At 63.6% G+C, this 22,204-nt stretch carries 18 protein-coding genes; 8 read left to right on the top strand and 10 right to left on the bottom strand.

What is annotated here, in order from left to right:
* Nucleotides 1-198: 198 nt before the first annotated feature.
* Nucleotides 199-354 carry a DUF3309 family protein gene (locus D6Z43_RS13125; RefSeq protein WP_107504050.1) on the bottom strand — a complete coding sequence of 52 codons (156 nt, stop codon included), beginning with the start codon at nucleotides 352-354 and terminating at the stop codon, nucleotides 199-201.
* 136 nt (nucleotides 355-490) lie between these two features.
* Here D6Z43_RS13125 and D6Z43_RS13120 point away from each other — a divergent pair, with 136 nt between their 5' ends.
* The 6 genes from D6Z43_RS13120 to cls all read left to right on the top strand — a co-directional run bounded on the left by D6Z43_RS13120 (nucleotide 491) and on the right by cls (nucleotide 5,606).
* Entirely contained in the window at nucleotides 491-859 is a 369-nt protein-coding gene (locus D6Z43_RS13120; protein ID WP_120652627.1) for a DUF2784 domain-containing protein, read from the top strand.
* A 104-nt stretch (nucleotides 860-963) separates the two neighbouring features.
* A complete protein-coding gene (locus D6Z43_RS13115; RefSeq protein ID WP_120652626.1) occupies nucleotides 964-1,776 on the top strand; it encodes an SDR family oxidoreductase in 813 nt (270 codons plus the stop codon).
* Nucleotides 1,777-1,909: 133 nt separating this feature from the next.
* Nucleotides 1,910-3,064 carry a CynX/NimT family MFS transporter gene (locus tag D6Z43_RS13110; RefSeq protein WP_120652625.1) on the top strand — a complete coding sequence of 385 codons (1,155 nt, stop codon included), beginning with the start codon at nucleotides 1,910-1,912 and terminating at the stop codon, nucleotides 3,062-3,064.
* 75 nt (nucleotides 3,065-3,139) lie between these two features.
* Nucleotides 3,140-3,568 carry a hypothetical protein gene (locus tag D6Z43_RS13105; RefSeq protein WP_120652624.1) on the top strand — a complete coding sequence of 143 codons (429 nt, stop codon included), beginning with the start codon at nucleotides 3,140-3,142 and terminating at the stop codon, nucleotides 3,566-3,568.
* A 39-nt stretch (nucleotides 3,569-3,607) separates the two neighbouring features.
* Nucleotides 3,608-3,940 carry a YnfA family protein gene (locus D6Z43_RS13100; RefSeq protein WP_120652623.1) on the top strand — a complete coding sequence of 111 codons (333 nt, stop codon included), beginning with the start codon at nucleotides 3,608-3,610 and terminating at the stop codon, nucleotides 3,938-3,940.
* 370 nt (nucleotides 3,941-4,310) lie between these two features.
* The gene (cls, locus tag D6Z43_RS13095) at nucleotides 4,311-5,606 is read left to right on the top strand and encodes a cardiolipin synthase (protein ID WP_256661004.1); all 1,296 of its coding nucleotides are present in this window, start codon (nucleotides 4,311-4,313) and stop codon (nucleotides 5,604-5,606) included.
* A gap of 12 nt (nucleotides 5,607-5,618) precedes the next feature.
* Here cls and D6Z43_RS13090 read toward each other — a convergent pair whose 3' ends face one another.
* Both D6Z43_RS13090 and D6Z43_RS13085 read right to left on the bottom strand, forming a co-directional pair.
* Complete coding sequence (locus D6Z43_RS13090; RefSeq protein ID WP_256661003.1) at nucleotides 5,619-6,704, bottom strand: alpha/beta fold hydrolase; 1,086 nt, start codon at nucleotides 6,702-6,704, stop codon at nucleotides 5,619-5,621.
* Nucleotides 6,705-6,863: 159 nt separating this feature from the next.
* A complete protein-coding gene (locus D6Z43_RS13085) occupies nucleotides 6,864-7,226 on the bottom strand; it encodes a hypothetical protein (protein ID WP_256661002.1) in 363 nt (120 codons plus the stop codon).
* Nucleotides 7,227-8,050: 824 nt separating this feature from the next.
* Between D6Z43_RS13085 and D6Z43_RS13080 the strand changes: the two genes are divergently transcribed.
* Nucleotides 8,051-9,520, top strand: coding sequence for a multiheme c-type cytochrome (locus tag D6Z43_RS13080; RefSeq protein WP_120652620.1), 1,470 nt, complete (start codon nucleotides 8,051-8,053; stop codon nucleotides 9,518-9,520).
* 101 nt (nucleotides 9,521-9,621) lie between these two features.
* On the opposite strand, the gene D6Z43_RS13075 is transcribed toward D6Z43_RS13080, so the two are convergent.
* The 7 genes from D6Z43_RS13075 to mnmC form a co-directional block, all read right to left on the bottom strand.
* Nucleotides 9,622-9,852 (bottom strand): YheU family protein, encoded by a 231-nt coding sequence (locus D6Z43_RS13075; RefSeq protein ID WP_120652619.1) that lies wholly within the window; start codon nucleotides 9,850-9,852, stop codon nucleotides 9,622-9,624.
* A 49-nt stretch (nucleotides 9,853-9,901) separates the two neighbouring features.
* Nucleotides 9,902-12,679 carry a hybrid sensor histidine kinase/response regulator gene (locus D6Z43_RS13070; RefSeq protein WP_120652618.1) on the bottom strand — a complete coding sequence of 926 codons (2,778 nt, stop codon included), beginning with the start codon at nucleotides 12,677-12,679 and terminating at the stop codon, nucleotides 9,902-9,904.
* Nucleotides 12,680-12,839: 160 nt separating this feature from the next.
* Nucleotides 12,840-14,033, bottom strand: coding sequence for an osmoprotectant NAGGN system M42 family peptidase (locus D6Z43_RS13065; protein ID WP_120652617.1), 1,194 nt, complete (start codon nucleotides 14,031-14,033; stop codon nucleotides 12,840-12,842).
* A 79-nt stretch (nucleotides 14,034-14,112) separates the two neighbouring features.
* Entirely contained in the window at nucleotides 14,113-15,858 is a 1,746-nt protein-coding gene (gene ngg, locus D6Z43_RS13060; protein ID WP_120652616.1) for an N-acetylglutaminylglutamine synthetase, read from the bottom strand.
* A 4-nt stretch (nucleotides 15,859-15,862) separates the two neighbouring features.
* The gene (locus D6Z43_RS13055) at nucleotides 15,863-17,632 is read right to left on the bottom strand and encodes an N-acetylglutaminylglutamine amidotransferase (RefSeq protein WP_120652615.1); all 1,770 of its coding nucleotides are present in this window, start codon (nucleotides 17,630-17,632) and stop codon (nucleotides 15,863-15,865) included.
* 119 nt (nucleotides 17,633-17,751) lie between these two features.
* Nucleotides 17,752-18,501: a sulfite exporter TauE/SafE family protein gene (locus tag D6Z43_RS13050; protein ID WP_120652614.1), complete on the bottom strand. Its 750-nt coding sequence runs from the start codon at nucleotides 18,499-18,501 to the stop codon at nucleotides 17,752-17,754.
* A 2-nt stretch (nucleotides 18,502-18,503) separates the two neighbouring features.
* A complete protein-coding gene (gene mnmC / locus D6Z43_RS13045) occupies nucleotides 18,504-20,474 on the bottom strand; it encodes a bifunctional tRNA (5-methylaminomethyl-2-thiouridine)(34)-methyltransferase MnmD/FAD-dependent 5-carboxymethylaminomethyl-2-thiouridine(34) oxidoreductase MnmC (protein ID WP_120655255.1) in 1,971 nt (656 codons plus the stop codon).
* A gap of 200 nt (nucleotides 20,475-20,674) precedes the next feature.
* Here mnmC and pap point away from each other — a divergent pair, with 200 nt between their 5' ends.
* The gene (gene pap / locus D6Z43_RS13040; RefSeq protein ID WP_120652613.1) at nucleotides 20,675-22,162 is read left to right on the top strand and encodes a polyphosphate:AMP phosphotransferase; all 1,488 of its coding nucleotides are present in this window, start codon (nucleotides 20,675-20,677) and stop codon (nucleotides 22,160-22,162) included.
* The last annotated feature ends 42 nt before the right edge of the window (nucleotides 22,163-22,204 follow it).

Below are 22,204 nucleotides of genomic sequence, written 5' to 3'. Positions count from 1 at the left end.
GGCGGCCTTCGGGCCGCCCTTTTCATTTGAACTTCGGAAACCACCTACCTAGAACCTGGTCATGAGTCACCGGAGCCGAAATGCTCCGATTGGCACTTTGTGCAGGAGCGAGCTTGCTCGCGAAAGATCGTGCCCGGACTATTCGCGAGCAAGCTCGCTCCTACAGGTCCAGTGGTGAGCCAGACGCAGAATGGCTGGCTAGATCATCCCGAGCAGTAGCAGCACTACCACAATGACCAGAAGCACCCCGACCATGCCGGATGGGCCGTAGCCCCAGTTACGGGAGTGGGGGAAGACTGGCAGGCCGCCAATCAGCAGCAGGATCAGGATGACGAGCAGCAGAATGGTGATCATGGGCAATGTTTCCTCGGTATCTGGGATTGCCAGGGGCACGTCGCGTTATGGTTGGTGGCAAATTGATGCGCCTGTAATAACCGACTGACCACCTTTCGTGATGGTTCAAGGAAAACGACTTTGTGGATGCCAAGCCATGAGTTACCGGATCGCCGCTGACGCCGTATTGCTGCTGCATCTGGCCTTTATCCTCTTTGTGGTGTCGGGCGGATTGCTGGTGCTGAAATGGCCGCGCCTGGCTCTGCTGCACCTGCCTGCGGTGGCCTGGGGAGCCACGGTGGAATTTCTCCATCTGATCTGCCCGCTCACGCCGCTGGAGAATCGTCTGCGCCTGGCGGCTGGAGAGCAGGGGTACAGCGGCGGGTTCATCGAGCACTACCTGGTACCGATGATCTACCCCGCCGGGCTGACGCCGGGCATCCAGCTCTGGCTCGGGGCATTCGTGCTGCTGCTCAACCTGGTGCCGTACGGGCTGCTGGCGAGGCGCCTGATCCAGCGCCGCTAGCTGCGTTTGCCGTCATCATTCAGCGCCGTGATTCAGGGGTGGCTGCACTATTGCCTTCGCTACACTGCGGTTCATCTACCGCACAAGCAGAAAGGCACCTCACCATGCACAACCGCATCATGATTACCGGCGCCGGTTCCGGACTCGGTCGCGAAATTGCCCTGCGCTGGGCGCGCGAGGGCTGGAAGCTGGCCCTGTCCGACGTCAACGAAGGCGGCCTGGCCGAAACCCTCAAGCTGGTCCGCGAAGCCGGCGGCGATGGCTTCACACAGCGCTGCGATGTTCGTGACTACAGCCAGCTCACGGCCTTTGCTCAGGCCTGCGAAGAGAAGCTGGGTGGCATCGACATCATCGTCAATAACGCCGGCGTCGCTTCGGGCGGCTTCTTCGAAGAGCTGTCGCTGGAAGACTGGGATTGGCAGATCGCGATCAACCTGATGGGCGTGGTCAAGGGCTGCAAGGCCTTCCTCCCGTTGCTGCAGAAGAGTAAGGGACGGATTGTCAACGTCGCCTCCATGGCGGCGCTGATGCAAGGCCCGGCCATGAGCAACTACAACGTCGCCAAGGCCGGCGTGGTGGCCCTGTCCGAAAGCCTGCTGATCGAACTCAAGGAAGAGGGTGTCGGCGTGCACGTGGTCTGCCCGTCGTTCTTCCAGACCAATCTGCTGGACTCTTTCCGCGGACCGACCCCGGCCATGAAGCAACAGGTGGGCAAGCTGCTGGAAAGCTCTCCGATCAGCGCCACCGACATCGCTGACTACATCTTCCAGGAAGTCGCTGCCGGCACCTTCATGATCCTGCCCCACGAACAGGGCCGCATGGCCTGGGCCGTGAAGCAGAAGAACCCCCAGGCGCTCTACGACGAAATGGCCAGCATGGCCGCGAAGATGCGGGCCAAGCATCACGGCAACGCGTAAGGATCCTTATCTCGCAAGTTCAAAGCGAGGCTGTCCGTTCGGTCAGCTTTCGCGCCGCTCGGGGTTGCCCGGCGGCGGATCGGGGGAGTAGGGTTGCTCCCCCGGCCTGACCGCCAACCCGGATGGTTCCACCGTGAAACCCCTTTCCCGTGCGCTGCTGATGCTGGCGCTGGTACTGGCCGCAATCAATCTGCGGCCCGGCATCACTTCCCTTGCCCCCCTGATCGAGCGCATCGCCCAGGAACTGGCGCTCAGTCGCAGTCTGATCAGCCTGACCACGGCCCTGCCGGTGCTCTGCATGGGCTTGCTCGCGCCCCTGGCGCCACGGCTGGCAGTGCGTTATGGCCTGGAGCGGGTGATCACGGCGTGCCTGGGCCTGATCGGCGTTGCCTTGCTCGCCCGCCTGGGCAGCCATGCCAGCGGCGTGCTGATCGGTAGTGCCGTGGTGATGGGGGCAGGTATCGCAGTGGCCGGACCACTGCTGTCCGGTTTCATCAAGCGTCATTTCCATGATCAGGTCGGTCGCGTGGTCGCCTGGTACTCCCTGAGCATGACCATTGGCGGGGCCGCCGGTGCGGTGCTGACGCCACCGGTTACTCAGTTACTGGGGGATCAATGGCATTTCGGATTGGCTTTCTGGGCCCTGCCGGCGCTTGGCGCACTGTTGCTCTGGCTGGCGGTGCCGAATCGCGCTGAAACCGCGAGCGAAGCGGGGCAGGGCGGATTGCCCTGGGGCGAACCGCGAGCCTGGCTGATTACGGCGTTCTTCGCCCTACAGGCTGGCTTGTTCTATGCCCTGACCACCTGGCTGGTGGCCCGCTACCACGAGGCAGGCCTCAGCCTGTTACGCAGCAACAGCCTGTTCAGTCTGTTCATGCTGGTAGGGCTGCCCAGCGCCTTCATCCTGCCCTGGCTGGCCCAGCGCTTCGACAACCGCTACCAGTTGCTGCTGGTTTGCGGCCTCGTCAGCACCGTCTGCCTGGGGATGATCTGCTTCCAGCCGGCACTGCTGCCGGAAGTCTGGGCGGCCTTCCTGGGCCTGGGCCTCAGTGGCTCGTTCGCGCTGTCCCTGGTGCTGCCGCTCTATGAGGCGCACACACCGCTGGCGGTGAGCCGCTGGACCGCGATGATGCTGTTTGCAGGCTATGGGATGGCCAGTTTCGCTCCGGTCCTGGCCGGTTTTGGTCGTGATCTGGCGGGTAGCTACCAGGCGCCTTTCATGGTCATCACAGGGCTTGCCCTGGTGATGTGCGCGCTAGCCTGGCTACTTGGCCGCAGACCGGCTTGAAGACTTCGACGCAATTCCTTTCTCCCGTGGCAGTCCTGTGTTAGAAGGCTGCCACTGTTTTACTGGAGTGCCCGCGTGGAGTCCGAATCCATCGTCTATGGTTGCATCCGCGACTGGCCGTCGCTCGATGATCAGGAACACCGCCTGCGCCGCGAGACCAACCGCCGAGTGCTGGACAGCCTGCCCAGCGGTGAGGCCTGGCCGTTCCTTGGGCGCGATATGTTCTCCTGCTGCGAACAACCTGGCGAAGGGCTTTTCCGTACCCAGGTGATCCACTTCGGTGCCAGCTACCCGGCGGTTGAATACGAATGGAGCCTCTGGGTGAAGGCGTTTGAAGCGTTGCTCAAACAACTCTACTGGAGCAGCGCTGTGGTCCATCTGGAAACCGAACTCAACGGCATCCACACCTTCCGCTGGGAAAGCGAGCAGGGCTTCCACAGCCCCCAGGAAGACAACCTGCGCGTGCGCTGCGCCTGGGAGCGTGAAGGCGGCGTGCACGGCTGAAGCCAGACCGGGCGGGCTCCACTCGCGGGGAAAACATCGATGCTCAACTACCTCTGGTTCTTCCTCGCCGCCCTCTTCGAAATCGGCGGCTGCTACGCCTTCTGGCTCTGGCTGCGAATGGGCAAGAGCGCCTGGTGGGTCGTTCCCGGCCTGCTCAGCCTGACCCTCTTCGCCCTGCTGCTGACACGTGTGGAAGCCGCCTACGCTGGTCGCGCCTATGCGGCCTATGGCGGCATCTACATCGTCGCTTCGCTGCTCTGGCTTGGCGTCGTGGAGCGTACCCGGCCGCTGGCGAGCGACTGGTTGGGGGCTGCCCTCTGCGTAATGGGCGCGACCATCATCCTGCTGGGGCCGCGCTTCTCGCAAAGCTGATGGACGGCCAGGGATGGGTTTGATGAATCGCGCCTGACCGCTTCGTTTCTGCCCTGTACTGTTCATGATGGCGATGACCTGTGGCGTCGGCCTGGTCATTGCCTGGCTGCTCTGCGAGCTCGGCACCGAACTGATCGCCTGCTGCTCCGTTCGAAGATTCTTCCAACCTTTTATCTGCAGTCACTGTCGAATCGCTCAAGGCCGTCCGGAAACGCGCTTTGCAGTGGCGGATCGGCTTTCCCGGTATCGACCGTCCTCAGGTGGAGGATGCTGAATGAAATTGCCGTCATCAGGGACAGTGGCGTGTGTCCTGGCGGTGCTTTCATCGCTCCTCCTGGGTTGCACTTCATTGCCTCGCATCAATCCCGATATGGCTCATTCACCAGAGACGCCGGTACAGGTCGACGGCGCTCATGGCCCGCTTTCCGAGGCGCGCAGCAAGGCCGTTCTCGAACGTCTCGAGGCCTCCGGGATGGAGACCAACATCTTCGACCTGCACCTGGCGATCGAAGAGACCCTGGTGGGTAGCCCGCTGACGGCGGGGAACAAGGTGGAGCTATTGCAGGACGGGCCGGACACCTATGCGTCCATGTTCGAAGCGATCGAAGGTGCCCGCGATCACATCAACATGGAAACCTACATCCTGGAAGGCGATGAAGTGGGGCAGCGTTTCGCCGACAAGTTGATCGCCAAGCAACGCAGTGGCGTGCAGGTCAACCTGATCTACGACAGCGTCGGCACCCTTGGCACTCCACCGGAATACTTCGAGCGACTGCGCCAGTCCGGCATTCGCCTGGTGGAGTTCAATCCGGTCAATCCGATGAGCGCCAAGGCCGGCTGGGAACTGAACCAGCGGGACCACCGCAAGCTGCTGATCGTCGACGGGCGTATCGCCATTCTCGGCGGCATCAACATCAGCAGTGTGTATTCCGGTGGCTCCTTTGGCTCCAGTACCCAGGTGCCGTCGGATGGGGAGCTGCCCTGGCGCGATACCGACCTGCGCATCGAAGGCCCGGTTGTCGCTGAGCTGCAGAAGCTCTTCATCGGCACCTGGGACCAACAGAAGGGTGGAACCCTGGTGCCCCGCCACTACTTCCCGCCGATTCAGCCCATGGGCAAGGAAGTGGTGCGCGCCATCGGCAGTTCGCCCGAAGAACCCTACAGCCAGATCTACGCAACGCTCATCTCCGCACTGCAAAGCGCGCAGAGCGAAATCTGGCTCACCAGCGCCTACTTCGTGCCTGACCCACAGCTGCTCGACGCCCTCAAGGCGGCGGTGCGGCGCGGCGTCGATGTACGCCTGGTGGTGCCCAGCAGTACCGACTCATGGCTGGTATTCCATGCCGGGCGGGCCTACTACAAGGAACTGCTGGAAGCGGGGGTGCGCCTCTACGAGCGCAAGGACGCACTGTTGCATGTGAAGGCTGGGGTGATCGACGGTGTCTGGTCCACCGTGGGTTCCACCAACCTGGACTGGCGCAGTTTCCTGCACAACCACGAGGTCAACGTGGTGGTGCTGGGGACGGATTTCGGCGAGCGGATGCGAGGCGCCTTCCTGGAGGACGTGAAGAGTTCGCACGAACTGACCCTTGAGAGCTGGAAACGGCGCCCCATCCGCGCCCGCGTGAGTGAACGTATCGGGCGCGTCTGGGAATACTGGCTCTAGGCCTTTGAGCGGTCAGGGCTGTTGGTCAGAACGTCCGGCCGACTGTTGCCAGGCGCAGATGTCCAGGCTGGCGCCGCGCTGCAGCAAACGTTGGGCCTGGTCCGAATCCACCAGTTGGGAACGGCCCTTGCTGCACAACAGAATGCGTCTTCCCTGATACGCCAGGTCCGAGAGGATCTGGCCCCAGTGCCGATACTGGACATCGTGGCCTTCGCCCGCGTAGAGGCGTTCGGCGGCAACATTCGGGAAGCGGCTTTTCCAGAATTCAGCATGGGCGGGGGTGGCCGTGGTATCGGCGAGTCCGTAGTAGAGGAATACCGGTGCGTAAACGGCGGAAAGGTCGGCTATCGGCTGTTCGCAATACAGGCGCAGTTCATGGGTCAGGGGGGCCATGTCGAAGCCTTTGGATCCTTTCGCGTAGTAGAAGCGTGCACCTTCATCGGCGGCTTCGTCGAGAAAACCATGGATACGGTTCACCGCGGTGTTCGGTCCCAGATCCCACCAGACCGAGGGCACATCGTAGTGGCCGGCAAGATAGGCCTCGGCTACCTGCTGATCGCTCAGGGCGCAGCGGGCCGGAGTCGCCATCACCCCTTCCGTTTGCGAGAAGGCTGCCGCCATGTGCACCGAGCGTACGCGAGGTGCCAGGCTGGAAGCGATTTGCGCCACGTAGGGACCACCGCCGGAGATTGCCACCAGGGAGAAGCGCCTGACATTCAGGTGATCGAGCAGGGCCGTTACTTCTTCGGCGTACGACTGGTAATTGCCTGAGGGGTCGAACTCGGTCTGGCCGAAGCCATTGCGTTCCAGGGTGATGAAGCGCAAGTCCAGTTGCTCGCGCAGGCTGCGCAGGAAGTCGGTGAGGGCAAGTACCCGTCCGCTGGTGCCATTGCCGCCGACCAGCACCACGGGCAGGCCATCTCGCGGGCCTTCATCCAGGTAGTGGAGCGTCTTGCCCTTGCCATCGACCCAGCTCTGCATCTCCGGTCCCATGGAGTCGAACGTGTTCTGGACCTGAATGGGCCCGGATGCCTGCGCGGCCCCAACGGCCAGCATCCAGGAGAACGCCAACGCCAATCCATTACGGTAAACGCTCATGTGTACCTTCCTTCTTGTTGTTGGTGGTCCTGCTCGCATTTTCCCGGGACTGGGAGTGCGGGCAGGCCAAGTCTAGGGAAGGGCCGATGGCAATCTTTGATGCAGTTCGACGCTTTGTTGAAGTGGACCGACGTTTTCGGTGGGTAGATAAGAGGTGGATCAGGTGGGCGAATCACCCGGCCGAAGCCCTTCTTCCCGAACGCGATGGAAGGCGGCTTCATGCAGCGCCTGGGCATCCGCCAAGAGCATCCCGAGGGCCGATGCCAGCCGCGCAGTTTCCTGGGCCAGGGCGCCGTTGCGGCTACCTGACTCGATGATCCGCAGCAAGTCGCCAAGGGCGCTCATGCGTTGGTTGGCCGCTTCGAACAGATGGCATGAGGGCGCGCGATCGTTGATGAACAGGACGTCTTCGTAGGGCTGGGATGGCGGCGGGAGGGGGGTGAAACCGGTGACTGGCAGTCTGCGTGTTGGGCAATGGGCAACGGGGCGGGGCTCTGTCTGCATTGCGTGTGGGGTGTGCATATCCTTGCTTCCTCGCGTGATAGAGGCGCCGCTCCTTGCTGTCACGACTCATAAGGGCGGCGGGCCGTACAGGGGTCGCAAACCGGTTACGCGAGGAAAACCCGGCAAGGCCTAAGCCTTCCCTGCACGGCCCACCATACGGCAATTACGCTTGGGGTAGGACGTGGCCTGCGTGAGGTTCGGGTTGCGACTCCCGGTCGCGGTTCCAACCGCGATGGCTGGGGACTCTAGCGAGGGCCGTTGTAGGCGCTCAAGGGTGATGTTTTGTGCGAAATTTCCTATCGAAAGCACCTGGTGGAGCAGCAAGATGATCGGTGCGGGCAATCTGTATCGAGGGGGCGCGGCTATGGCGCGATCTAGAGCGATTGCGCAAAATTTCGGCGATTTTACCGACGAAATGCCCGTTGTTTTTCTGAGTTCTGTCATCATTTCGTAGCAGAGCTTCTACACTCTGACCTCAGAGTCTATTGGTGCTCTGTGCTTTGTTTGGGTCGCCCCGTGGCGGCCTTTTTTGTGCCCGCCGTTCATGTGGCTGACCGACCTGTCGCTGGTACGGAATTATCGCCACTTCATCGCCTGCTGCGTCATATTCAGTAATGGATCACTTCATATATATCAATCAGATAGTCCATGCGATTGGGCAACTCTGACGATTGCCAGTCCTTTGACGCTGCCCCGCGCGCCATCTACTACTGACTTACGCCCCCAAATGCGGGGGAGAGGTTTGAATTCCGGCTAAGTTGCGCTGAAAGAAACGGCTATTGCCGTGATTCTGCCGGATTCTCGCGCTATTTGGATGAGGCATGTGCAGGCGGGGCAGGGCAATGGACGATCCGGCAAAGAAGGCCTTTCCGTCAGCTCCAGCCGCGCGGTTGGGAACCCTCAGCATTCGGCTGGCGTTCTGCATACTGCTCGCCTTGCTGGCCACCCTGGTTGCCGTTGCCGAAACGTCCCGCCTTGACGACAAGTGGCTGGAGCCGGCGCGCTCTCGATTGCTAGAAGACAAGCAGGGGATGCCGTTCTTTCCGCATCGGGCCAACACACCGAACAACGTCGTGCTCAACGCAGGGGACTTCGATGACGCGCAGGTCTGCGGCGCCTGCCATGACCAGATCTATCAGCAGTGGCGTACCTCGATGATGTCCCATGCCTGGGAGGAACCGATCTACCGGGCATTGCTGAAACACGCCAGCGAGGCCACCGAGGGGCGTGTGGATAACTTCTGCACCGGCTGCCATACCCCCATCGGCCTGACCACCGGACAGATCAACTCGACGGTCAATCGCGCATCGGTAGATTTCACCGCCGAGCACAACCCCATGCCCGGCGTGGATTGCGAGACCTGCCACAACATCAGCGCTCGCACCGGCCTGGATAACGGGGCATATGTCCTGAGTCCGCGCGCCCATGGCAAGCCAACCAAGTTCGGCCCGCGCAGCGACGCCACGTCGCCCTATCACGACACCGTTTACTCCGATCTGCACACCCGTTCCGACTTCTGCGCCACCTGCCACAACGTCACCCATCCCTTCAGTACGGTGGCCGTCGAGCGGACCTATGACGAATGGCTGGAGAGTCCCTACAGCTTCAGCGGCCAGACCTGCCAGAGCTGCCACATGCCGGGCTTCGCCGGCAAGGCGGCGATCATGGGCCCCGAGCGCGCGGATGTCGCGTCCCACTGGTTCACGGGCGCCAACGCGGCGGTGCTGGAGTACCTGGGCCAGAAGGATGCGGCGCAGCGCGCCCGCGAATACCTGGCCAAGGCCGCGGAGATCAGTTTCGAGTCGGTTCCCGGGCAGCTGGTGCCGGGCCAGGAAGCGTCGGTGCGGGTGAAGGTCGCCAATGTCGGGGCCGGGCACAAGCTGCCCACGGGATTTCCCGAAGGTCGCGAGGTCTGGATCGACTTCCATGCCGTGGACGCAGCCGGCCACGAGTTCTACCGCTTGGGTGCGGTTCGCGATGGCGCCACTGAACCTGACACCCGCAACTTCAAGGTTCATCTGGGCGACAAGGATGGCAAGGAGCTGGACATCGAAGTCTGGAACGCCACGCAGATCCTCTCGGACAACCGCATCCTGCCCAAAGGCTACGATGTCCGCGAATTCTCCTTCGTGGTGCCGGCGGACGCGGTTGGTCCCGTCACCCTGACGGCAGAGCTGAACTACTGGCCATTCCCGCAGCGCCTGGTGGATTACCTATTGGGTGCGAACAAGCTGAAGGTGGAAGTGACGCGCATGGGGCAGGTGGTGCGCGAACTCCCGCTGGGGCCGCCCGTGCAGGCCGCGAAATTGTGAAGATCGACGCTGCTCTTCTGGAGGGTCCATTCGGCCTTCCGGGGGGGCAACTGCGCCGCCCTTGGCGAATGAATTCGCCCCTACAGTGGTCGGGCGATGGGCTACTCCTCCAGCCACTCCTTGGGCACGTCGAGCTTGAGCATCAGCTGGCAGAGCTGGCTGTCGGGGTCATAGACGATTACTGCCTCGCCTTTCTTCAGCGCCTTGCGCACACGCTCGACGCGGGTCTCCAGCGGGGTATCGTCGCCATTGTCGGTACCTTCGCGGGTGACGAAGTCCTCGATCAGGCGGGTCAGGGTTTCGGCTTCGAGCAGGTCAAAGGGGATGAGCATCGAGGTATCTCCGGCGGGGGCGGAATGCTAACGCCGCCGCCGGGCGCCGTCATCCATCCACGCTCTGGCGCTGGATGAAACGTTCGAGGGTGGCGAACAGCAGGGCGCTGTCCAGGGGTTTGCCGAGGAAGTCATCCATGCCGGCGTCGGCACCGGCCTGGCGATGTTCCTCCAGAATATGCGCAGTAAGGGCGACGATGGGCACCGGCAGCCAGTTGCGAGCGTGTTCCAGTCGGCGGATCTGCCGGGTGGCTTCGAAGCCGTCCATTTCCGGCATTTCGCAGTCCATCAGGATCAACTGGATACCTTCCGGATCGCGCTGGTACTCGTCCACTGCTGCCACGCCATTGGCGACGGTACGTACCAGGTAGCCGCGCTTCTTGAGGAAACCCTGCACCACCATCTGATTCACCGGATTGTCTTCGGCCACCAGGATGCAGGGTGTCGCGCTCACCCGGCGACGCTCCTCCTGCTGCTGGGTCCGTTCTTCGAGGCGCCGCTCGCGGTAAAGCTCCTGCAAGGTGTCGCGCAACTGCGCCAGGGTCAGCGGCTGGGCCACGGCCCGCAGACGCAGGCCGGCGCCCGCGGGCAGGTTCTGACAGTACTCCGGCGGACAGATCAACATGATGCGCTGGCCGTGCTCGAGATGAGGCCGCAGCCTGTCCATCCAGCGTTCAGGGTCGCCGGGCCAGGGAGACTGCAGCACCAGCAGCGGCGGTACGGCGAAATCCTCCAGATGCTGGATCAGCCTGTCCGGATCCTGGCAACGTTCGCAGCGCATGCCCCAGCGCCCGAGCAGGCGCCCCAGGGCATCCAGGCCGAGCGCGTCCTGACAGGCGAGCAGGGCGGTGCGGCCATCGAGCAACCGGTTCAGTTCATCGGTCCTGAATTCTCCGGGCTGCAACGGTATATCGAAGCTGAAGCGGGTGCCCTGGTGCAGCGTGCTCTGCACTTCGATGTGCCCGCCCATCATTTCCACCAGCTCCTTGCTGATGGCCAGGCCCAGACCGCTGCCGCCATAGCGGCGGGTGGTGCTGGAGTCGCCCTGGGCGAAGGAGTCGAACAATTGGCTCAGGGCTTCGGGACGGATGCCGATGCCGCTGTCGCTGACGCTGAACACCAGGCGCGAATTGCCATCGGTTCTGCGGCGTAGAGAAAGGTGGAGGGCGACATGCCCCTCGGCGGTGAACTTGAGGGCGTTGCCCAGGAGGTTCATCAGGACCTGCTTGAGCCGCGTCGGGTCGCCGAGGATGCGCCGGGGGACGCCGGCGTCCAGGCTCAGGTGCAGCCCCAGTCGCTTGTCCATGGCCTGGGCGGTGAACAGCCCGAGGGTTTCCGACACCAGGTCTTCCAGATCGAACTCGATGTGCTCCAGTTCCAGCTTGCCGGATTCGATGCGGGCGAAGTCGAGGATGTCGTTGATCACCGCCATCAGCGCCGTGCCGGAACTGGAGATGGTGTCGACGTAGAAGCGCTGGCTGCGGTCCAGCGGGGTTTCCTTGAGCAGCTGCAGCATGCCCAGCACGCCATTGAGCGGGGTGCGGATCTCATGGCTCATGGTGGCCAGGAAACGACTCTTGGCCTGGTTCTCGAAGTCCGCCTGCTCGGCGGCCTGGCGTGAGCGGAAGCCTTCTTCCTTGAGCGTGTTGATGCGGTCGGCCAGGCCGATGGAGAGGGTGATCAGTTCGATGGTGACGCCGATCTTCACTACCGTCGCGCCAAACAGTCCGAGCACTTCGACGCCAAGGGAACCGGTGGTGATCTGGATGAAGGCGAACAGCAGCACGCCCCAGGCGAGGGTGTAGTAGGAGCCGTAGCGCAGACCCTTGCGCCAGACATAAAGGCCGGTGAGCAGCAGGAAGGCGGAGATGCCCGACACGGTGAGGCTGGCAAGGATGTTCCAGCTCTGCAGGCCGATCAGCGGAGCACTCAGCAGTGCCACCAGAGTCGCCACCATCAGCCCCCGCAGTACCTTGTCCAGGCGAGGGAAGTGCAACCCGGTGTGGAGGAAGCGACGGCTGAACTGCAATGCCGTCAGGCAATGCAGGTACATGAAGATGTAGATCGCCACCGATTGCAGCACAACGTGGTCGGGCAGCAGTTTGAACAGCATGCCGTCGAAGCAGGCGGCGAGCAGGCCGACGTTGAGGTTGTAGGCCAGGTACCAGAGGTAGGCCGGCTCGCGTAGCGACAGGTAGAGGAACAGGTTGTAGAAGAACATGGCAAAGAGCACGCCGTAGAAGGCGCCGTTGAACCCCATGAGGTTCTCCTGGGCCGCGGCGCTGGCGCCGAAGGTGCTGAACACCAGCGGCACGAAGATGGTGCTGGTGCTTTCCACCCGCAGGATCAGTGTGCTCTGCCCGGGCTCGACGTGCAGGGGGAACCAGAAGTTGCGCACCTGCACCGGACGCTGGGAGAAGGCGAAATGGTCGCCGGTCTCCTGCGCCTGCACCCGGCCGTCGGGGGTGAGGTAGTAGAGGCGGATGTTATCCAGCAGCGGGTAGTTGGCTTCCAGGTAGCCGTCCAGCGCATGGGCGCGGCTGTTGTCCAGATGCACCTTGAACCACCAGACCGAACGGTTCTTGCCGAGGTTGGCCTGCTCGCCGCGAACCTGCTGGAACGCCGGGTCGGGGAGCTTACGTACCTGTTCTAGGTCGAGTTCGCCCCTGGGGTCTTCCAGGTAGCCGACCCAGTGGCCGAGGGAAAGGCGCAGCTGATCCTGATCGAGAGGCGCGGCCTCCAGTGCGAAGGCGGGCCGGCAGACCAGGAGCAGGAGCAAGGCCAGACCGAGTGCGACAGTTTTCACACAGCCTGAGAGGTGAAGCATGGGTGACCACCCGCGTTGTTATTCGTCCTTTGTCCCTCTACGAAAGGTAGCCGAGGGGCGGCGATGCCAGGCAGAAATCGATGTTCGACACGGCCTCACCGCACCCGCGTAGCCTTCGTATTGAGCATAGGTGGCACTTTGCTCCTGGCGGGTTCGCCCTTCAAGGGCCGGCGTCACCCTTTCCCACAAGACTTTCCACGGTCGGGACGCGCGTCTCGCTCTCCATCTGCGCGTCATGCTCCAACTGGTGGCTGAAAGGTTCGAGGGACTGCTGGCTGGTGACCGCGTCGGTGGCGAACACCGGCGGGCTCATCAGGTAGGCACCGAGCAGCCGGGTCAGGGCCTCCAGGCTGTCGATATGAGTGCGCTCGTAACCGTGGGTCGCATCGCAGCCGAAGGCCAGCAAAGCGGTGCGGATGTCATGCCCGGCGGTGACCGCTGACTGTGCGTCGCTGTGGTAGTAACGGAACAGGTCGCGGCGCAGCGGGATGGAATGCTCATCGCCCAGCTTCAACAGGTGCCGGGAAAGGTGGAAATCGTAGGGGCCGCCGGAATCCTGCAGGGCCACGCTGACCGCGTGTTCGCTGGAATGCTGGCCGGGGGCGACCGGGGCGATATCGATGCCGACGAACTCGCTGACGTCCCAGGGTAGCGCTGCAGCGGAGCCGGAGCCGATCTCCTCGGTGATGGTGAACAGCGGGTGGCAGTCGATCGGCGGCACCAGCCGGGCTTCGGTGATGCCCTTGAGCGCGGTGAGCAGGGCGGCGACGCCGGCCTTGTCGTCCAGGTGGCGCGCGCTGATATGGCCGCTCTCGGTAAATTCCGGCAGGGGGTCGAAGGCAACGAAATCGCCGATCGAGACACCCAGGCTTTCGCAATCGGCGCGCGTGGTGCTGTAGGCATCCAGGCGCAGTTCGATGTGGTCCCAACTGATCGGCAGGCTGTCCACTTGGGTGTTGAACGCATGTCCTGAAGCCAGCAAGGGCAAGACGCTGCCGCGCAACACCCGGCTGTCGCAGAACAGGCTCACGCGACTACCTTCGGCGAAGCGGCTGGACCAGCAACCCACGGGTGCCAGGGCGAGTCGGCCGTTGTCCTTGATCTCGCGGACGATGGCGCCAATGGTGTCCAGATGCGCCGACACGGCGCGGTCCGGACTGTTCTGGCGGCCCTTGACCGTGGCGCGGATAGTGCCGCGACGGGTCAGTTCATAGGGAATGCCGATCTCATCCAGGCGCTCGGCAACGTAACGCACGATGGTGTCGGTGAACCCCGTGGGGCTGGGAATGGCCAGCATCTCCAGCAGGACCTGTTGCAGGTAGGCGAGGTCGGGTTCGGGGAGTCTCTTGCTCATGACATCTCCTTTCTGAGGCCAAGGCGCGACTTGATCGTGGGAGCGAATTCATTCGCGAATGAGTTCGCTCCCACAGGTTTCAGGCCAAGGGCACTCGCGTCAGCGGGAACAGCAAGTCGATGAAGCGCTCCGCCGTGGGCTGCGGCTGGTGGTTGGCAAGGCCAACCCGTTCGTTGGCTTCGATCAGCACGTAGTCCGGCTGGTCGGCGGAAGACACCAGCAGGTCCAGGCCGACCACCGGGATTTCCAGCGTGCGCGCGGCAAGGATCGACGCCTCGGCCAGGGCCGGGTGCAGGGTCGCGGTGACGTCTTCCAGGGTGCCGCCGGTGTGCAGGTTGGCGGTGCGGCGCACGGCCAGGCGGGTGCCGGCGGGCAGTACATCGTCATAGGTGTAGCCGGCGGCTTGCAGGGTGCGCTCGGTTTCGGCATCCAGCGGGATACGGCTTTCGCCCTGGGTGGCGGCCTGGCGTCGTCGGCTCTGGTGCTCGATCAGCAAGCGCAGGGATTGCTGGCCATCGCCCACTACCTCGGCAGGACGGCGGATAGCGGCAGCCACCACTTCGTAGTTGATCACCACCACTCGCAGGTCAAAGCCCTGGTGACAGCTTTCCAGCAGCACGCGGCTGTCGAAATGCTCGGCCCTGGCGATGGCGGTCTTCACTTCGTCCAGGGTGCGCAGGTCGACGGCCACCCCCTGGCCCTGCTCGCCATTCACCGGTTTGACGACGATGCTGCCGTGCTCGGCGAGGAATTCGGCGTTCGCCTCATCGCTGGTGGCCAGGCACTGGGACGGCTGCCGGATACCCACGCGGGCCAGCGTGCGATGGGTGAGGTGCTTGTCCTGGCAGAGGGTCATGCTCACGGCACTGGTGAGATCGCTCAGGGATTCACGGCAACGGATGCGCCGGCCTCCGTGATTGAGGCTGAAAAGCCCACCCTCGGCATCGTCTACCTGCACTTCGATGCCGCGACGCAGGGCTTCGTCGACGATGATGCGCGCGTAGGGGTTGAGCTTCTCTTCCGGACCGGGGCCGATAAACAGGGTTTGGTTGATGCTGTTCTTGCGCTTCACCGCGAAGGTGGCCAGCTCGCGAAAACCGAGTTTGGCGTAGAGCGCCTTGGCCTGGGCGTTGTCGTGCAGCACCGACAGGTCGAGGTAGTTGAGCTCGCGGCTCATGAAGTGTTCCACCAGATGGCGTACCAGGGCTTCGCCGACGCCGGGGCGGCTGCACTGCGGGTCCACTGCCAGACACCAGAGGCTGGAGCCGCACTCCGGGTCGTGAAAGGCCTTGCGATGGTTGAGGCCCATCACAGCGCCTATTACCTGGTTGTCGCGTTCATCCTCGGCCAGCCAGTAGACCGGCCCGCCAAGGTGGCGTGGGGTGATGGCGTCCTGGTCCACCGGCAGCATGCCGCGACAGCGGTAGAGCTGGTTGACTGCCTGCCAGTCGGCCTCGCTCTGTGCGCGGCGGATGCGGAATCCGCGGAAACCCCGGCGTGCGGGGCGATAGTCGGAGAACCAGAGACGCAGGGTGTCGGAGGGATCGAGGAACAGTTGCTGGGGAGCCTGGGCCAGCACTTGCTGGGGAGCGGCGACATAGAGGGCGATGTCACGTTCGCCGGGCTGTTCGGCCAAAAGCTCGCTGGCGAGACTGGTCGGGTCGGGAAAGGTGTGGCCGAGCAGCAGACGACCCCAGCCGCAGTGGAGTATCTGCGGTTCATCGTGTGGCTCCTGGTGACCTTCGGCCAACTGGGCCTGAAGGCGCTGGTAGGAGGGCGCCTGGCCACGCAAGAGACGCTGGCTGTGCAGGGTATGGGCTTTCATTGATTCAGAGTCCCTGTTGGTTGAGCCAGAGATTGAGAGCAGCCATCTGCCAGAGCTTCGAGCCTCGCAGCGGGGTGATGTCTTCCGTGGGGCTGGCAAGCAGACGCTCGAGCATCGCTGGCTGGAACAGACCGCGGTCCTGGCTCGGGTCCAGCAGCAGCTCGCGCACCCAGTCGCGGGTCCGACCTTCCAGGTGCTTGAGGCCGGGCACCGGGAAATAGCCCTTGGGCCGGTCGATCACTTCATGGGGAATGACCTTGCGCGCGGCAGCCTTGAGCACCGCCTTGCCGCCATCGCCGAGCTTGAAACGGGAGGGAATTCGCGCCGAGAGTTCGGCCACTCGGTAGTCGAGGAAGGGCACGCGCGCTTCCAGCCCCCAGGCCATCGTCATGTTGTCCACTCGCTTCACCGGGTCGTCCACCAGCATCACGGTGCTGTCCAGGCGCAATGCCTTGTCGACGGGGTCGAGGGCGCCGGGTTGCTCGAAGTGCTGGCGTACGAAGTCGCCGGCCAGGTCATCGGTGAGCCAGGCTGGCTGTACCGTGGCCTGGTATTCGGTGTGGGCGCGGTCGAAGAAGGCCGCCCGATAGCTGTTGAACGGATCCGTGGTATCGGCCAGGGGCGGGTACCAGTGGTAGCCGCCGAACAGTTCATCGGCACCCTGGCCGCTCTGCACTACCTTGCAGTGCTTCGACACTTCGCGTGAGAGCAAATAGAAGGCGATGCAGTCGTGGCTGACCATGGGCTCGCTCATGGCCGTGAAGGCTGCCGGGAGCTGATCCAGCACCTCGCGCTCGTCGATTCGTAGTTGCTGGTGGCGAGTGCCGTAGTGGCGGGCGATCAGGTCGGAGTACTCGAACTCGTCGCCGCGCTCGCCACCGGCATCCTGGAAACCGATGGAGAACGTAGCGAGCTGCTCCACGCCGGTTTCTGCCAGCAAGCCCACCAGCAGACTGGAGTCCACTCCGCCGGAGAGCAGCACGCCGACCTCGCGGGCGGCGCGTTGGCGAATCGATACGGCATCGCGCAGGCTGGCCAGCAGACGGTCGCGCCAGTCATCCATGCCAAGGCCCTGTTCGCTCTCGTGCGGACCGTATTCCAGCTGCCACCAGATGCCCTGGCTGCAGTTGCCGTCGGCGTCGATCTGAATCCAGCTGGCCGGTGGCAGTTTCTCCACACCCTTGACCAGGGTGAGGGGCGCGGGCACCACGGCATGGAAGTTGAGGTAGAAGTTCAGCGCTTGCGGGTCCAACCCGTTATCCAGGTCGCCGCCCTTGAGCAGCGCCGGCAGGCTGGAGGCGAAGCGCAGGCGCTGGTGGTTGCGCGCCAGGTACAGCGGCTTGATGCCGAGGCGGTCGCGAGCGAGGAACAGGCTCTGTTCGTCGCGTTCCCAGATGGCCAGGGCGAACATGCCATTGAGCTTGGGCAGCATGTCCTTGCCCCAGGCGTGCCATGCCTTGAGCAGTACCTCGGTGTCACCGTCAGAATGGAAACGGTAACCCAGGCTCAGCAACTCCTTGCGCAGGTCGGGGTAGTTGTAGATGGCGCCATTGAACACCATGGCCAGGCCCAGTTCGGGGTCCAGCATGGGCTGCCCGGAGGCCTCGGCCAGGTCCATGATCTTCAGCCGTCGATGGCCCAGGGCGATCGGTCCCTGGCTGTGCACGCCCCAGGCGTCTGGGCCACGGGGTGCGAGATGGTGAGTGATCTTGTCGAGGGCGGCCAGATCGGCCGGTTGTTTGTCGAAACGAAGTTCTCCAGAAATGCCGCACATAAGTCCTTACCGGTGTTGCCGTTGGGGAGTTCGTGCCGACTTTTGCAGAAGGCACTAAAGGGTCCGACCCCTGTGCAGTTCTGTGAGTTTTATATCGTTTGGTTATATAGCTTGGCCTGTCAGGAGAGAAGTTTCTGGGCGGCCAGGGACAGGCTGACTGCCACCAGCATCACCGCGAATAGCCGTTGCAGGGTGGCGCCGCGCAGGCGCGTGGCCAACTGGTTACCGAAGAGCACGCCGACCGCACCGCCGGCCGCCAGACCGCCGAGCAGGGCCATGGGGGGCTGGGCACCGGTGAGGTAGAGGAGGAAGCCTCCACCGGAAACCAGCGCAATCACCGCCATCGAAGTAGCGGTGGCGGCCAGCATCGACAACGGCGTGTACCAGAGCAGCGCCGGCACCACGAGGAAACCGCCACCCACACCCATTACCCCGGACAGCAGGCCGACGCCGGCACCAATCATTACCAGCGGAGCAATTCGCAACGGGCCGGCATTGCGCTTGGGAAGAGACGCGCCGCGCCACATGCGCCATGCCGACCAGAGCACCAGCAGGCAAAAGCCGAGAATCAACACCGTCTCCGGAATGTAGTGGCCCAGCCACTGACCGACGGCATTGCCGGGCAGCCCGCTGATCGCGAGCAACAGCACTGGGCGCCAGGACACAAATCCCTGGCGCGCGCGTGGAATGGCGCCGATGGCTGCGGACAGGGCGACCGCGCCCAGGCTCACGCCAATGGCATCGCGCAGTGGCAAGTGCAGGCTGAGCAGCAGGGGCAGCGCTACCAGCGAGCCTCCGGCGCCGGTCAGGCCCAGCAGCAGGCCGAGCACGCTACCGATTGCCAGGGCTTCGATCAGGAGCAAGTCCATGCTCAGGCGTTCCCGCCGCGGATCAGGCGGCGCAAAGCGAAACGGTTGGGATGACAGGCCTCGGCCACGGCTCGGGGAACCGGTAGCGGCTCGTCATCGAGCCAGGCAGCCAGCAATTCACCGGAAAGTGGAGCGGTAATCAGCCCGCGTGAGCCGTGGGCACTGTTCACATACAGGCCGTCGAGCCAGGGCGCGGCTGCTTCCGGCACCTGGCGCGCGTCCCTGGCCAGCACCGCATAGGCCTCAGCGAAGGCCTTGGCATCCGCCAGCGGACCGACGATGGGCAAGTAGTCCGGCGTGGTGCAGCGGAAGGCGGCGCGGCCTTCCAGGCGCTCCGGTTGGAGTTCGGCTGCGTGCAGGCGGCGTCCCAGGTCGGGGGAAATCTCTTCCAGCAGTTCCAGGTTGCCCGCATGTTCCGCAGCGGTCGGCTGCAGGTCCGTGCTGTGGAAGTCGAAACTGGCGCCCAGGGTGTGTTCGCCATCACGCGGCGGCGCCACATAGCCCTCGGCACAGAGCACGGTGCCAAGCCCCGCGCTTTCAGCGGTGGCTGTCAGGCGACTGATCTGGCCGCGGATACGCTTGAGCTGCAGCCCGGCAGCTTGTGGAAAACGCAGCACTTCAGCGGCACTGGCCAGCACCACCACTGGCGCGGAGGCCAGGGTGCGCTCGCTATCGCGGGCGTGCCAGAGACCGCCTTCCCGACGCAGTTCCAGGGCTTCGGCATGAGTGACCAGATGGATATTCGGATGCCCGGCCAGCAGTTGGCAGAGAGCCGGCGGGTGGACCCAGCCGGCCTCGGGATAGAACAGGCCCCCGGCGGGCAGGCTGACTCCGGACACAGCTTCCGCCGCAGCTTGGTCGAGACTGTGCAGCAGGTCGGCGGGGAAGGCTTCGGCCAGCTTGGCCTGGCGCTGTGCTTCCTTGTCGTCGAAGGCCAGTTGCAGTACGCCGCAGGCCTGCCAGTCGTAGCCCTGTTCCAGCCGCTGCAGCAGTCGGCGGGTATGGCCGAAGCCACTGAGGATCAGCCGTGAAAGTGCCGTGCCATGGGCGGATAGCTTGAGGTAGAGCACCCCCTGGGGGTTTCCCGAGGCCTCGCGGGCCGGGGCGTCGTGGCGCTCCAGAAGGGTTACCCGCCAGCCACGGGCCGCCAGACTGGCGGCGCTGGCGCAGCCGGCGAGCCCTGCGCCTATCACCAGTGCCTCACGGCACTCTGGTACGAAACGCGGGCGGGCGAACCAGGGTTTGCTGGCATCGATGCTGGCAGGCCCCTCGAAGCGGCCCTGGCTCATTTCCCATTTCTTGCCGAAACCGGGTGTGCGCTTGATGGCGAAGCCAGCCTCCTTCAGTGCGCGGCGTACGAAGCCGGCGGACGTGAAGGTGGCGAGCGTGGCGCCGGGGGCGGACAGGCGCGCCAGTTGGGCGAAGAGGCTGGGGCTCCACATCTCCGGATTCTTCGCCGGGGCGAAACCGTCGAGGAACCAGGCGTCGATGCGTGCGTCCAGTTCGGGCAGGCAGTCCATCGCATCCCCCACCAGCAGGGTCAGCACGACACGGCCTTGGGCCAGGTTGAACCGCTGGAAGCCGGGATGCACGGCCACGTACTGATCGATCAGTTCAGTGGCCAAGGGGGCCAGTTCCGGCCAGAGGGCCAGGGCGCGTTGGAGGTCATCGCGGGAGAGAGGGAATTTTTCCACGCTGACGAAGTGCAGCCGAGCGTCTGCGGGGGCGTGATGCTCGAACAGCTGCCAGGCGCAAAGGAAGTTCAGTCCTGTGCCGAAGCCCGTTTCGCCAATGCAGAAACGCCCACCGGCCGGCAATTCAGTGAAGCGCCGGGCGAGGTCGTTGCCATTGAGGAAAACATGGTGGGTTTCGTCGATACCCGAGGTCGGGGAGAAGTAGACGTCGTCGAATTCCCGCGACAGCGGTTGGCCCTGTTCGTCCCAGTCGAGTTGGGCGTGGTGGAAGTCGGACATGGAGGTTTCCGAGACTGCGAAGCGCGAATAGTAGCTGATCGGAAGGCTGCTTCGGTTTGATCCGAAACAGCGGAGCGCGTCGATGCAAGGGTAGGAGCGAGCTTTGCTTGCGAATCGGGTCATCGAGATTTTCGCGAACAGAGCTCGCTCCTTCGTGAGTCTGTCCGCTACCTTTTCCCAATCAAGCCAAGGAGGTCTGCATGTTCGAATCCGCCGAGATCGGCCATTCCATTGACAAGGATACCTATGAAAAAGCCGTGCTCGAGTTGCGCGAGGCCTTGCTGGAGGCGCAGTTCGAGCTGAAGGAGAAGGCGCGATTCCCGGTGCTCATCCTGATCAATGGCATCGAAGGCGCCGGCAAGGGCGAGACGGTCAAGCTGCTCAATGAGTGGATGGACCCGCGCCTGATCAACGTCGAGAGCTTCCTGCGGCCGACTGACGAAGAGCTTTCCCGCCCGCCGCAATGGCGCTTCTGGCGCAAGCTGCCGCCCAAGGGACGGATCGGCATCTTCTTTGGCAATTGGTACAGCCAGATGCTGCATGCCCGGGTCGAGGGCGATATCAAGGACGCCCGCCTGGACCAGGCTATCAATGACGCGGAAGACTTCGAGCGCATGCTTTGCGACGAGGGGGCGCTGATCCTCAAGTTCTGGTTTCACCTCTCGAAGAAACAACTCAAGGAGCGCCTCAAGGCTCTGGAAAAGGACCCCCAACGCAGCTGGCAGATCAATCCCCTGGACTGGAAACAGAGCGAGGTCTACGACCGCTTCGTACGCTTCGGCGAGCGTGTACTGCGCCGCACCAGCCGCGACTATGCCCCGTGGTACGTGATCGAAGGGGTCGACCCGAATTACCGCAGCCTCAGTGTCGGCCGCATCATTCTCGAAGGGCTGCAGGCTGCGCTCAAACAGGATTCCGGGCGCAAGCCGAACACCCGCGCGGCGCCGCTCATGTCCAGCCTGGACAGACGCAGCCTGTTAGACAGCCTCGACCTCTCGCTCAAGCTGGACAAGGACGACTACAAGGAGCAGTTGGCCACCGAACAGGCCCGCTTGAACGGTCTGCTGCGGGACAAGCGGATGCGCGGCCACGCGCTGATGGCGGTATTCGAGGGTAACGACGCGGCCGGTAAGGGCGGCGCTATCCGCCGCGTGACCGGCGCGCTGGATCCACGGCAGTACCGTACGGTACCGATTGCGGCACCCACCGAAGAAGAACGAGCTCAGCCCTACCTCTGGCGCTTCTGGCGGCACGTGCCGGGTCGCGGCCAGTTCACCATCTTCGACCGCTCCTGGTATGGCCGCGTACTGGTGGAACGGGTCGAGGGATTCTGCTCCCAGGCGGACTGGATGCGTGCCTACAGCGAGATCAACGACTTCGAGGAACAACTGCACAACTACGGCATCGTGCTGGTGAAGTTCTGGCTGTCCATCGACAAGGACACCCAGATGCAGCGCTTCAAGGAGCGTGAGGAGGTGGCCTTCAAGCGTTACAAGATCACCGAGGAGGATTGGCGCAATAGGGACAAATGGGACCACTACGTCGACGCCGTCGACGACATGGTCGACCGTACCAGTACCGAGATCGCGCCCTGGACCCTGGTGGAGGCGAACGACAAGCGCTACGCCCGGGTAAAGGTTCTGCGCACCATCAACGATGCGCTGGAGGCCGCCTTCAAGAAGGACTGAGCAGAGGATGGGCGCGCATACGCGGGGTGAATGATCGTGGTG

This window comes from Pseudomonas sp. DY-1, from assembly GCF_003626975.1.
GTDB lineage: Bacteria > Pseudomonadota > Gammaproteobacteria > Pseudomonadales > Pseudomonadaceae > Metapseudomonas.
The sequence above is the reverse complement of the archived record's forward strand: the minus strand, read 5'-3'. Positions and strand labels throughout refer to the sequence as shown.

Bases quoted from the DNA above. Each gene is read 5' to 3' on its own strand.
- D6Z43_RS13125 (WP_107504050.1), bottom strand. From the start codon at position 354: ATGATCACCATTCTGCTGCTCGTCATCCTGATCCTGCTGCTGATTGGC.
- D6Z43_RS13120 (WP_120652627.1), top strand. From the start codon at position 491: ATGAGTTACCGGATCGCCGCTGACGCCGTATTGCTGCTGCATCTGGCC.
- D6Z43_RS13115 (WP_120652626.1), top strand. From the start codon at position 964: ATGCACAACCGCATCATGATTACCGGCGCCGGTTCCGGACTCGGTCGC.
- D6Z43_RS13100 (WP_120652623.1), top strand. From the start codon at position 3,608: ATGCTCAACTACCTCTGGTTCTTCCTCGCCGCCCTCTTCGAAATCGGC.
- cls (WP_256661004.1), top strand. From the start codon at position 4,311: ATGGCTCATTCACCAGAGACGCCGGTACAGGTCGACGGCGCTCATGGC.
- D6Z43_RS13090 (WP_256661003.1), bottom strand. From the start codon at position 6,704: ATGAGCGTTTACCGTAATGGATTGGCGTTGGCGTTCTCCTGGATGCTG.
- D6Z43_RS13085 (WP_256661002.1), bottom strand. From the start codon at position 7,226: ATGCACACCCCACACGCAATGCAGACAGAGCCCCGCCCCGTTGCCCAT.
- D6Z43_RS13080 (WP_120652620.1), top strand. From the start codon at position 8,051: ATGGACGATCCGGCAAAGAAGGCCTTTCCGTCAGCTCCAGCCGCGCGG.
- D6Z43_RS13075 (WP_120652619.1), bottom strand. From the start codon at position 9,852: ATGCTCATCCCCTTTGACCTGCTCGAAGCCGAAACCCTGACCCGCCTG.
- D6Z43_RS13070 (WP_120652618.1), bottom strand. From the start codon at position 12,679: ATGCTTCACCTCTCAGGCTGTGTGAAAACTGTCGCACTCGGTCTGGCC.
- D6Z43_RS13065 (WP_120652617.1), bottom strand. From the start codon at position 14,033: ATGAGCAAGAGACTCCCCGAACCCGACCTCGCCTACCTGCAACAGGTC.
- ngg (WP_120652616.1), bottom strand. From the start codon at position 15,858: ATGAAAGCCCATACCCTGCACAGCCAGCGTCTCTTGCGTGGCCAGGCG.
- D6Z43_RS13055 (WP_120652615.1), bottom strand. From the start codon at position 17,632: ATGTGCGGCATTTCTGGAGAACTTCGTTTCGACAAACAACCGGCCGAT.
- D6Z43_RS13050 (WP_120652614.1), bottom strand. From the start codon at position 18,501: ATGGACTTGCTCCTGATCGAAGCCCTGGCAATCGGTAGCGTGCTCGGC.
- mnmC (WP_120655255.1), bottom strand. From the start codon at position 20,474: ATGTCCGACTTCCACCACGCCCAACTCGACTGGGACGAACAGGGCCAA.
- pap (WP_120652613.1), top strand. From the start codon at position 20,675: ATGTTCGAATCCGCCGAGATCGGCCATTCCATTGACAAGGATACCTAT.